This window comes from Deltaproteobacteria bacterium (genome assembly GCA_011375175.1).
Classification (GTDB): Bacteria; Desulfobacterota; GWC2-55-46; order GWC2-55-46; family DRME01; genus DRME01.
In genome coordinates this window covers 17,137-27,841 of the sequence record DRME01000093.1, presented here as the reverse complement: position 1 = coordinate 27,841, position 10,705 = coordinate 17,137, and the positions used below count along the sequence as shown (strand labels likewise).

Here is a 10,705-nt window from a genome sequence, read left to right as displayed (position 1 = left end):
AGGTTCCCTCAGACTCCCTCCAAAAACTTTTAATGCGAGTTGGTTTCCCCCTGTTTTGCCAAGCAAAACAGGGGGAAACCAACTCGTATTGAAAGTCTTTGAAGGGGGTCTGGGGGAAACTTTCTACAGAAAGTTTCCCCCAGGGTAATCAATACGGAGCTTTCAAAAGGAGGTGCGCCGTCATGGTTGTCGAAGAGAGAAGTGCTTTTTCCGAGGTAATCGAGGGGGTGGACCTTGCCAACGGCTATTTGAATCTTCCAGCCGGTCTCGTAAAGCGGCTCAAGACACCGATGCGTTCTCTGGAGGTCTCCGTGCCGGTGGAGATGGACGACGGCCGGCTTGAGATCTTCAAGGGCTACCGGGTCCAGTACGACACGGCGCGCGGTCCGGGCAAGGGAGGCATCCGTTATCACCGTGACGTGACCCTCGACGAGATAAAGGCCCTGGCGGCCCTCATGACATGGAAGTGCGCCCTCGTGGACATTCCCTTCGGCGGGGCCAAGGGCGGTGTGGCCTGCGACACCACCGTCATGAGCACCGCGGAAAAGGAACGGCTCACGAGGCGTTTCACCTATGAGATCGGCATAATCATAGGTCCCGAATCGGACATACCGGCCCCCGACATGTACACCGACGAGCAGGTCATGGCCTGGATGATGGACACCTACTCCATGATGAAGGGACACGCCGTGCCCGGTGTGGTGACGGGAAAGCCCATATGTCTCGGCGGGTCGCTCGGCAGGCACAGGGCCACGGCTGAAGGTGTCTTCATACTCATCACCGAGGCCCTCACCCACCTCGGCATGAGTCTCGACGGTCTCAGGGTCTCCATAATCGGTTTCGGCAAGGTCGGTTCGACCCTGGCCGCGCTTTTGAGCGGCGCCGGCGCCAGGGTCGTCGCCGTTTCAGACTCAAGGGGAGCCGTCCACAACGCCGGCGGTCTCGATATCGACGCGCTCGCGCGCCACAAGGACGCAGGCGGCTCGGTCGCGGGCTTCGACGGCGCAGACGATATGAAACCGGCGGAGCTCATCGCCCTGGACGTGGATCTGCTCGTGCCGGCGGCCCTGGAAGGACAGATAAACCGCTCGAACGCGGCGGACATAAAGGCCCGCATCATTGCGGAGGCGGCCAATCATCCCACCACGTCGGAGGCCGACGCTATACTCAAGGAAAAGGGCGTGTTCGTAATCCCCGACGTGCTCGCCAACGCAGGCGGCGTCGTGGTCTCTTACTTCGAGTGGGTTCAGGATCTCCAGCGCTTCTTCTGGGAGGAAGAGGACGTGAACAAGAAACTCAGAAAGATAATGACAAGGGCCTTCGATGCGGTGCTGGAGACGTCGCTCTCCAAAAAGACCGACATGAGGACGGCCGCAATGATACTGGCAGTGGGGAGGGTGGCCGCAGCGGCATCGCTTCGCGGAATCTATCCGTGATCCCGAGGGGGAGACGGCCCCTGGGATGCCTGGAGGCAAAGGCGTAACAAACCCCGCCTGGCGCCTCCAGGCACCCCAGGGGCCGTCACGAATACAGACCGTCATTGACTATCACTCTTATTTCACAAGTAAAATCAGGGGAGTGGGAAAGCGCAGCGTACAGAGCCTTTGCCGGAAGTTCCACCTATTGGAGGGGACAAAAAAAATTCTCTTTCACAATCGAAGACTTGTGATTTTGAGCCGGAAAAGCACTTGCCAAAGGTTTTCGACTCTGGTACAGTGGTGACCTCTCCGAATGTATGCAAGATATCAACACTTGTTTATAACCCTGTTTATAACCTCCTGATTCATTCACTCAACCAATGGAAAACATTACGGAAACCATATGGAAGAACTGCCTTGTGGACGTGGGCAGGCACGTAAGCGAGCAGCATTTCGCCACGTGGTTCCGGCCCATCCGCGTCTGTGGCGGAGGTGACGGCACCCTTGAGCTCGAGGTGCCGAACCGTTTCTTCCTCGAATGGATAAAGGAGCACTACCAGCCCCTCATACTCGACGTGCTGAGGAAGGTTGCGGACAGGGACCTCAAGGTATGCTGGAAGATAAAGGACGACAACAGGGGCAAGGAGGAAAAGGAGAGGCCGAGGCAGAGAAGATCTTCGCCGAGGAGATCAAAGAAGACGGTCGCCGTCGAGGGGCTCAACCCCAACTACACCTTCGAGAACTTCGTCATCGGAAAGACCAATGAATTCGCCCATGCGGCGTGTGTGGCCGTGACCGAGCACCTTGCCGGAAGGTACAACCCGCTGTTCATCTACGGAGGTGTGGGTCTGGGCAAGACGCACCTGCTCCAGGCCATAGCGCACAGCGTAATAGAGCGCATCGGCGCCAAGAAGGTCTCTTACTACACCTCGCAGAACTTCATGAACGAGTTCATAAACTACGTGAGCCGCAGCAAGATGATCGAATTTCGCGGCAAGTTCTCGGAGACCGACCTGCTGCTCATAGACGACATCCAGTTCTGGGCCAAAAAGGAGAGGACACAGGAAGAATTCTTCCATATATTCAATACCTTATACGAATCCCACAAACAGATAATCGTCACGTGCGACAAGTACCCGAAGGATATAGACGGCATAGAGGAGAGGCTGAGGAGCCGTTTCGAGTGGGGTCTGGTGGCCGACATACAGCCGCCCGACGAGGAGACGAAGATAGCCATAGTCCGAAAGAAGGCCTCTTCACTGGGCATACATCTGCCTGACGAGGTATCGGAGCTCATAGCCTCTGTGAGCGGCTCTAACGTGCGCGAGCTCGAGGGTCACTTAAACCGTGTCGTGGCGGTAACGAGTCTCACGGGCAAGGAGATAAGCCTTGCGAACGCCAAGGAAGCCCTCAGGAACCTCATAAAGGAGAAGAAGGAGAAGAGCTTGACCATCGCCGAGATACAGAAGGCGGTGTCGGCCTTCTACAACATCAAGGTATCGGACATAAAGTCAAAGCGAAGACACAAGACCGTTGCCTATCCGCGACAGGTGGCCATGTACCTCTCCCGCCGCTACGGCAAGTTCTCTTTTCCCGAGATCGGATCGGCCTTCGGCGGAAAGGATCACTCCACGGCCATTCACGCCTACAAGAAGATTGAAAAGGAGATAGAGACCAACCCGGAGCTGCGGGGCTCGATAAAGACGCTGCGGGCGGACCTGGGACTTGACTGAGCCTTTATCCGCTGTGGAAAAGGTGGTGGATTATGTGTACGGTGTGTTGGTAAAAAGGGACGTTCCGGCGAAACAGGGCGGGCACGGAGCGTTAGTGTTGAAAACCGCTCTTTTCCGGCACACCTTGCCAACAGCGTAAATGAGAGACATTACGGCAGGTTGCGCCACTAATCAACTTGCCAACAGTCACTGCTACTAAATCTTTTGAGATATATAAAGACTATTATCAGTAGAGTCGGGGGAATGTGCGGATGAAATTCCATGCTGACAAGAGCTCGCTTCTGAAACTTCTGCAGAGGATACAGGGTGTCGTTGAAAAGCGTAACACCAAGCCCATCCTCGCCAATGTATATATCGAGGCCGCCGACGGCAGGATCGTCACCATGGCAACGGACCTTGAGATCTTCATAAAGGACGCCTGCGAAGGTGCTGTCATGGAGGAAGGGGCCGTCACGGTCAATGCCAAGAAGCTCTTCGACATCGTAAAGGAGCTTCCCGAGGGCGATATAGACTTCTCGACGGACGGTGAAAGGTTGACCGTAAAGGGCTCGAAGGCGATCTTTCACCTCCCCGGCATAGCGGCCTCCGAGTTTCCCGCCTTCCCCGCCATAGACGAGTCCACGCTAAGGCGCGTTGATCCGGAGACACTCGACACCATGATAATCCACACGGCGTTCGCCGTCTCCACCGACGAGACGCGCTATAACATAAACGGCTTTCTCATGGAGAGGGAGGACTCGAGGATAAGGTTCGTCACAACCGACGGCCACCGTCTTGCAGTGGTGGAGGGAGAGGCCGAGGGCATGGAGGGAGACGCCAGCGAAGGGGTCATACTGCCGAGGAAGGGGGTGGCGGAACTCAAGAGACTGCTTGAAGAGAAGGAGGAGCCGCTTCTCTTCGGTCTCAGTGAAAAGAGCGCCGTTGCAAGGCAGGGCGACACCTACGTCTACATAAGGCTCATCGATGGCGATTTTCCCGATTACAGGCAGGTCATACCGAGAGACAACGACAAGAAGGCGGTGGCGGAGAGGAGCGAACTTCTCGCCGCGCTGCGGCGTGTGTCCATCCTCTCGACAGACAAGATAAAGGGCGTGAGGTTCAATTTTTCCAAGCAGAAGCTTACGCTGAGCTTTGCAAGCCCTGACGTGGGGGACGCCACGGAAGAGCTCGACATCCGTTACGACGACGAAGAGCTCGAGGCCGCCTTCAACGCCAGGTACTTCATAGACGTGCTCGAGGTGCTCGATGACGAAGAGGTGATGCTCGAGCTGAAGGACAACGCAAGCCCCGTAAAACTCCTTCCTGTGGGACGCGACGACTATACCTATATCGTCATGCCCATGAGGCTGTAGACTCCTTTTATTGTATGGGAGGCGGTCTTTTCGTGAAGCTCTTCCCTGGAGGTCGGGGCGCGCCAGGCGGGATCGTTTACGCCTTTGCGCCACGACCTCCAGGGGACAGCGATAAATTCAATCGGATAATGACACCCCGCAGGAAGCCCTTCTTAATTTCCCCGGAATAAAACCTTCAGGCTCCTTCAAAGAAGATAACGCGCGCCGGTTATTCGGCGGGGTATTCGGGTATTTGAAACGGCCCCCCTGGGGTGCCTGGAGGCGCCAGGCGGGGTTTGTTACGCCTTTGCCTCCAGGCACCCCAGGGGGGCTGTATTTTCGGCAAGCGAGTAAAAGATGGGAAATTCTGTCCAATTGACAATTTAAACAGAGGAATGGCAGTCAGCTTGAGCGCCTTGTTATGGCGCAATGTCTAATGACATACTGAAAATCAGACTAAAAAACAAGATTAAATACAGAGCAACAAAAACCAACATGCCTTTACATAAATTAGCCAGACCTTCGTCGTTCAATTCCTCCCACTCCCTTTTAAGTAAAAACTTCATGAATGATATATTGTTTGAAATTGAATTATTCATTATTAGACTCGGCTTACCCATGGCTTCATATTTCTCCGGATGTCTCGTGCGTAGAATACCGAACATTTTGTGGCACAAATACAGCCAGATTAATGTCAAGAAAAATAAGATGTTAAATAATATAGGGAATACGTCTTTCATTTATTCTACCCAAAATCTCCCTTTGCCCCGTTCCCAAACAAAAATACGCTAAAATTATACAGCAACCTCACAAAAAGTCAACGAAACGAGGCTTTCACCGTCACGAAAACAGACCGCCAAGAATACCCCTTTCTTCCATCACTCAATCAAACAATCAATCAATAATCAAACAAACAACACGCGCGAGGTATGAGGCCGAAGGCCGCTTTGCGTGCCTTCGTGACAACGACGCCCATGAAGATTCATCGGTTTTTCTTTGCTTACTTTCTTTTTCTCAAAAAGAAAGTAAGTCGAGTTCCATGCCGTCGTAGGCCATGGTGGCATGGGGGGCAAGAGGGGGGTTGTCGCGGCGGTAGTCCATTCCGTGGCCGAGGTGGGTGAGGACCGTCAGTCGGGGCTTGAGCTCGCCCGCGACGGAGAGGGCCTGATCGATGGTGAAGTGGCTTGGATGGGGTTTCTGCCGCAGGGCGCCGATTATGAGCACTTTCAGGCCCAGCAGCTTTTCCATGGAGCTGTCCGGGATGCGGCTGCAGTCGGTAATGTATGCCGCCTCGTCGAACCTGAAGCCCAGTATCCTGTCGGCGCCGTGCTCTATCTCGACGGGCGTTATCTCCACTCCGAAGAGGTTGAACGGTCCGGTGACCTCATGGGTGGTGAGCCTCGGTTTCCATCCGCATCCCGGCGTGTCGGTGAATATGTAGTCGAACATGGAGCGTATGCGCGCGATGGTGTGGGGGCTGCCGTAGCAGGGGATGGACGAGCCCTGGAGGAAGTTGAAGGCCCTGAGCTCGTCTATGCCGTGTATGTGGTCTGCATGGGGGTGGGTGAAGAGGACGGCGTCGATGCGCTCGACGCCGTTTTCAAGCGACTGGGCGCGGAGGTCCGTCGATGCGTCGACGAGGATATTCATCGAGCCGGTCCTTACCAGTATGGAAGAGCGCGTTCGCTTGTTCTTCGGTTCGTCGGACGAGCATACGCTGCAGTGACATCCGATGACCGGAACGCCCGTGGAAGTCCCGCATCCGAGGAATATTATCTTCATAGGATATGGAGGTTGCCGGAAGGATCGGTCAAAAGGGGGTCCCCGGGGGACGAGTCCGCGGCAGCCGCCTTCAGTCCACGTAGGTGCCTACGACGGTAAGCTCCTCGAGGACCTCCTCGCCGTGGGGGGCGTCGGCCATGTCGGCCGACAGGTCGAGACCGGCGTAGTGTTCGAAGTGGACTCCGTCGATGAAGAGCGGGTTGTCGGTAACGTCGTATACCTTGCCGTTGTAGGCGAAGTAGACCGGCCTGCCCGGCGTGCTGCCGTCGTAGAGCTTGAGTTCTTCTTCGGTGAATTCCTTCATGGGGTGATAATATAAAACGGCGAAGGTATGAAAGTCAATACAAATACGATGAGCGAAGCCGCTCCCAGGGCCTTTCTGCGGGCGTCGAGCCGCCGGTGGCCGTCGAGAACCGGCGGATGGCCCACTCCTATGATTACGCCGAGAAGGGCCCACACTATCCAGCCGGGCCAGGTGAAGTTGCCGAGCACAAGGAGGACGGCGACGGTTGCGACGGATACGGTCCTGTGGAGGCCGCCGAGGAGGGCGTAGACGATGTGTCCGCCGTCGAGCTGGCCGATTGGAAGGAGGTTCATGGAAGTGATGAAGAGTCCGATCCATCCGGCGAAGGCTACGGAGTTGAGGTATATGTCGTGCCCTTCCGGCACGGGGCCGATTATGAGGCCGCTCATGATATCGAAGAGTATGGAAGAGCCGAGCCAGAAGAGGCCCGGCTGCGGTTCGGCCGGTCTCACGTCGGAGACGGCGAGGCCGGCGGCGAGCACAAGGACGGCCACGACGAAACCGGCGAGCGGGCCGGAGGCGCCGATGTCTACGAGCGCGCGGCGGGTCATGATGGGCGATTTCATCTTTATGACGGCGCCGAAGGTGCCTATCATGGGAGGAAAGGGAGGGGCCGGGATGAAAAAAGGCAGGGTCGCCCTGACGCCGTGACGCTTCGACGCCAGGTAGTGACCCATCTCATGGGTGCCGAGGATCAGAAGAAGAGCCGTCGAGAAGGGCACGCCCTTGACGAGGCCGAGCGGCTCTGCAAAGGGGTTGATCCCTTCGTAGAAGGCGCCGGCCGTAACGGTGGTGGCCACGGTGAAGAGGAAGAGCACCAGGGGCAGTCGGCTTCGACGTTCCATCGGCTACACCCCGCCGGAGCTTTCCCGGCCGGCGCCCTCCCTATAGATCTCAACGGCCGCCATGGCGACACTCAGCACCAGGGGTCCCGCCACCAGCCCTATGATGCCGAAGACGTTTATGGCGCCGAGGATGGACAGGAACAGCAGCAACGGGTGGAGGTTCGTCCTGCCGCTCACTATGAGGGGCCTCAGTATGTTGTCGGCCAGTCCAACCACCACCACTCCCCAGAGGGCGAGCAGCACGGCCTTTACCACGCTTCCCTTGACGACGAGATAGACGGCCGCCGGCGCCCATATCAGAGCCGGCCCCACAAGCGGCAGGAAGGCGGCTATCATCATGAACATGCCCCAGAGCACGGGTGAGGAGAGGCCGAGGACCCAGAAGGCCGTCCCTCCGAGTATGCCCTGCATGGCCGATACGAGAACGCCTCCGTAGAGCGTGGCCGAGACGACTTCACCCGTCTTTTCGAGCACGGCCGACGCCTTCTCCTCACTCAAGGGCAGAAGTCCCTTTACGCTGGAGACGAAGCCCTCGCCCTCCTTGAGCATATAGTAGAGTATGAAAAAGGCGAGGGCCGTGTCGAGCATGAACCTTGTGATATCGACGACCGCTCCCGTCAAGGCGTTGGTGAGGAATGCGCTCGCGCTCTTTACGAGTGAAGCGACGTGGCTTTTGATGTCGAGACTCGAGATGTCTATATAGTCGCCTGCGAGCGATTCCACATAGTCGAGCGCCCAGGCCGCGGCAAGACCGGCCGAGCCCCCGGCGTCGCCGGTCATGCCCTTGAGATACCCTTCGGCCCAGCGGTACAGGGACGCGAGCTCGGCGGCGAGTGAGGAGGCGAGCAGCACGGCCGGCACGACGATGAAGGCTACGACCGAGACGCAGGTGAGCAGCGAGGCCACAGCACTTCCAAGCCTCATCCGCCTCCTGAGCAGCCTGTAGTAAGGATGAAAGACCACGGAGAGAACGACGGCCCAGAATATGGGCACGAAAAAAGGCGCCATTATGAGATAAAGCAGGTAGAGAATGAGAACGGCGAGACCGAGACTGACTATGTAACGAGGCTCCATCTTCGTTTACCCGTTTTATTACCCTGAGGGAACCTTTTTGTAAAAAGGTTCCCTCAGACTCCCTCCAAAAACTTTTAACGCCCTGCGGATCACGCCGATTTTGCTTGCAAAATCGGCGTGATCCGCAGGGAATTAAAAGTCTTTGAAGGGGGTCTGGGGGAAACTTTCTACAGAAAGTTTCCCCCAGAGAAATCAAAGCTTCCCTTTGATTTTCCCGTGCCATGTCAGTATAATATCTATCTCAGGTCATTTAAAGGATTATATGGAGGGAGTGTGTCATGACAAAGGCGGTGGCTCTCCTTTCGGGGGGGCTTGACAGCACGCTCGCCGTAAAGCTCATGCTCGATCAGGGCATAGAGGTGCATGCGCTCAATTTCACGTCCGCTTTCTGCACGTGCAGCGGCAGTGCGAAGAAGGAGCTTTCCGGCGGCTGTCGCAGCGAGTCCATGAAGGTGGCCAGGCGCTTCGGCATACCGATAAAGGTGATGGTCAAGGGCCTCGACTACATCGAGATAGTGCGCAATCCCCGCTACGGCCGGGGCAAGGGCATAAATCCGTGCGTGGACTGCCGTATCTACATGTTCCGTCGGGCCGGGGAGTACATGGCCGAGATAGGGGCTTCGTTCATCGTAACGGGCGAGGTCCTTGGTCAGCGTCCCATGAGCCAGCGGCGCGAGACCATGAAGATAATCGAGCGCGAGAGCGGGCTCGAGGGACTCATACTGCGCCCGCTCTGCGCGCGCCAGCTTGAGCCGACCATCCCGGAGAAGGAGGGGCTCGTCGACAGGAACAAGCTTCTCGCCATAACGGGCAGGACCCGCAGGCCGCAGATCGAGCTCGCCGACGAGCTCGAGGTGGGCGACTACCCCTGTCCCTCGGGCGGGTGTCTTCTGACGGACAGGATATTTTCGAGGAAGGTCAGGGACCTTCTCGACCACAAGGAGGAGGTGACGCTGAGGGACCTCCGCGCGCTCAAGTTCGGCAGGCACTTCCGCTACAGGGGAGCAAAGGTCGTCGTGGGCCGGGACGAGGGCGAGAACGCGAAGCTCAAGGGGCTTGCGGAGGGCGAGGCGATCCTCGTCGAACCGGTGGGCTTCGCCGGTCCCGTGGCCCTCATAATGGACGCCCCGGCCGGCGCCCTCTCCAACGGCCTTCGGGACTTCGCCGCCGGACTCGTCGTGAGGTATTCGGCCGGCAAGGCCGGCGAGGGCGCGAAGGTGAAGTTTACGGCGGACCCTGAGGAAATCGGAGAGGCGGCGGACTTCACCGTCACGGCGCCGCTTGCCGAGGAGGTGATCGAGGGGGCCAGGGTATGCTGACGAGCGCCGCAGACCGGGGTTTCTCCATCGACGTGGACGGGGCCGCGGCGGAGGCGAAGCACGAAAGCCTCAAGGCGCTTATCGGGGAGATGGGTTCGGTGCTCGTCGCCTTTTCGGGCGGCGTGGACTCTACCTTTCTGCTCAGGGCGGCCGTCGATGTGCTGGGGGAGCGGACGGCCGCCCTTACGGCCGTCTCACCGACGTACCCCGAGAGCGAGCTCGAGGAGGCGAAGGGCCTGGCGGCGCGGATGGGGGTACGCCATATCGTGGTCGACTCCAACGAGCTCGAGATCCCCGGATTCGCCGCCAACCCCGAGAACCGGTGTTACTACTGCAAGGGCGAGCTCTTCGACATCTGCAGGAAGAAGGCCGACGAGCTCGGGCTCTCCCACGTGGCCGACGGCTCCAACGTGGACGACGACGGCGACTACCGCCCCGGCCGCACGGCCGCGGCCGAGCGCGGCGTGAGAAGTCCGCTGCGCGAGGCGGGGCTGAGTAAGGCGGAGATCCGTTATCTCAGCCGCGAGCTCGGCCTCCCCACCTGGGAAAAGCCCAGTCTCGCCTGTCTCTCCTCCCGTTTTCCCTACGGTACGGCCATAACGATAGAGCGCCTTGAAAAGGTCGATGCCTGCGAGCGTTTTCTGCGCTCGCTGGGCTTTGTGCAGCTCCGTGTGCGCTACCACGGCGAGACCGCCCGCATCGAGGTGCCGCGCGCGGCGTTCGCCGCCTTTCTCGACGACGAGGTGTGCTCGGCCGTGATTTCGAAGTTCAAGGAGAAGGGTTTCACTTACGTAACGCTCGACCTCGAGGGCTACCGCACGGGGAGCATGAACGAGACGCTCCGTAAAGAGGGGGCCTCGAGTTGAGGCGGCGTCTGGCCCGCCGCTCAGGGGATCGAG

The 10,705-nt window shown here is 58.1% G+C and carries 9 protein-coding genes; 5 read left to right on the top strand and 4 right to left on the bottom strand.

What is annotated here, in order from left to right; all coding sequences use genetic code 11:
- The first annotated feature begins 182 nt into the window (after positions 1–182).
- The 3 genes from ENJ37_08225 (at position 183) to dnaN (ending at position 4,503) form a co-directional block, all read left to right on the top strand.
- Positions 183–1,436 (top strand): Glu/Leu/Phe/Val dehydrogenase, encoded by a 1,254-nt coding sequence (locus ENJ37_08225; protein HHL40478.1) that lies wholly within the window; start codon positions 183–185, stop codon positions 1,434–1,436.
- Between the two features lie 362 nt (positions 1,437–1,798).
- The gene (dnaA, locus tag ENJ37_08220; GenBank protein ID HHL40477.1) at positions 1,799–3,151 is read left to right on the top strand and encodes a chromosomal replication initiator protein DnaA; all 1,353 of its coding nucleotides are present in this window, start codon (positions 1,799–1,801) and stop codon (positions 3,149–3,151) included.
- A 251-nt stretch (positions 3,152–3,402) separates the two neighbouring features.
- Positions 3,403–4,503 (top strand): DNA polymerase III subunit beta, encoded by a 1,101-nt coding sequence (dnaN, locus tag ENJ37_08215; protein HHL40476.1) that lies wholly within the window; start codon positions 3,403–3,405, stop codon positions 4,501–4,503.
- A 993-nt stretch (positions 4,504–5,496) separates the two neighbouring features.
- Here the strand turns inward: dnaN and ENJ37_08210 are convergent.
- From ENJ37_08210 to ENJ37_08195, 4 genes are all read right to left on the bottom strand, one after another.
- Positions 5,497–6,264, bottom strand: a complete 768-nt coding sequence (locus ENJ37_08210) for an MBL fold metallo-hydrolase (GenBank protein HHL40475.1) — start codon at positions 6,262–6,264, stop codon at positions 5,497–5,499.
- 70 nt (positions 6,265–6,334) lie between these two features.
- Positions 6,335–6,568 carry a hypothetical protein gene (locus ENJ37_08205; protein ID HHL40474.1) on the bottom strand — a complete coding sequence of 78 codons (234 nt, stop codon included), beginning with the start codon at positions 6,566–6,568 and terminating at the stop codon, positions 6,335–6,337.
- Positions 6,565–7,413, bottom strand: a complete 849-nt coding sequence (locus tag ENJ37_08200; protein ID HHL40473.1) for a site-2 protease family protein — start codon at positions 7,411–7,413, stop codon at positions 6,565–6,567. The genes ENJ37_08205 and ENJ37_08200 overlap by 4 nt, the downstream gene beginning before the upstream one ends.
- A gap of 3 nt (positions 7,414–7,416) precedes the next feature.
- Positions 7,417–8,487, bottom strand: coding sequence for an AI-2E family transporter (locus tag ENJ37_08195; protein HHL40472.1), 1,071 nt, complete (start codon positions 8,485–8,487; stop codon positions 7,417–7,419).
- A gap of 278 nt (positions 8,488–8,765) precedes the next feature.
- Here ENJ37_08195 and ENJ37_08190 point away from each other — a divergent pair, with 278 nt between their 5' ends.
- Together ENJ37_08190 and larE are read left to right on the top strand one after the other, a co-directional pair.
- A complete protein-coding gene (locus ENJ37_08190) occupies positions 8,766–9,806 on the top strand; it encodes a hypothetical protein (protein HHL40471.1) in 1,041 nt (346 codons plus the stop codon).
- Positions 9,800–10,672, top strand: coding sequence for an ATP-dependent sacrificial sulfur transferase LarE (gene larE, locus ENJ37_08185; protein HHL40470.1), 873 nt, complete (start codon positions 9,800–9,802; stop codon positions 10,670–10,672). Before ENJ37_08190 ends, larE begins: the two co-directional genes overlap by 7 nt.
- Positions 10,673–10,705: the final 33 nt, after the last annotated feature.

Coding starts and splice junctions, on each gene's coding strand:
- ENJ37_08225 (HHL40478.1), top strand. CDS start 183: ATGGTTGTCGAAGAGAGAAGTGCTTTTTCCGAGGTAATCGAGGGGGTG.
- dnaA (HHL40477.1), top strand. CDS start 1,799: ATGGAAAACATTACGGAAACCATATGGAAGAACTGCCTTGTGGACGTG.
- dnaN (HHL40476.1), top strand. CDS start 3,403: ATGAAATTCCATGCTGACAAGAGCTCGCTTCTGAAACTTCTGCAGAGG.
- ENJ37_08210 (HHL40475.1), bottom strand. CDS start 6,264: ATGAAGATAATATTCCTCGGATGCGGGACTTCCACGGGCGTTCCGGTC.
- ENJ37_08205 (HHL40474.1), bottom strand. CDS start 6,568: ATGAAGGAATTCACCGAAGAAGAACTCAAGCTCTACGACGGCAGCACG.
- ENJ37_08200 (HHL40473.1), bottom strand. CDS start 7,413: ATGGAACGTCGAAGCCGACTGCCCCTGGTGCTCTTCCTCTTCACCGTG.
- ENJ37_08195 (HHL40472.1), bottom strand. CDS start 8,487: ATGGAGCCTCGTTACATAGTCAGTCTCGGTCTCGCCGTTCTCATTCTC.
- ENJ37_08190 (HHL40471.1), top strand. CDS start 8,766: ATGACAAAGGCGGTGGCTCTCCTTTCGGGGGGGCTTGACAGCACGCTC.
- larE (HHL40470.1), top strand. CDS start 9,800: ATGCTGACGAGCGCCGCAGACCGGGGTTTCTCCATCGACGTGGACGGG.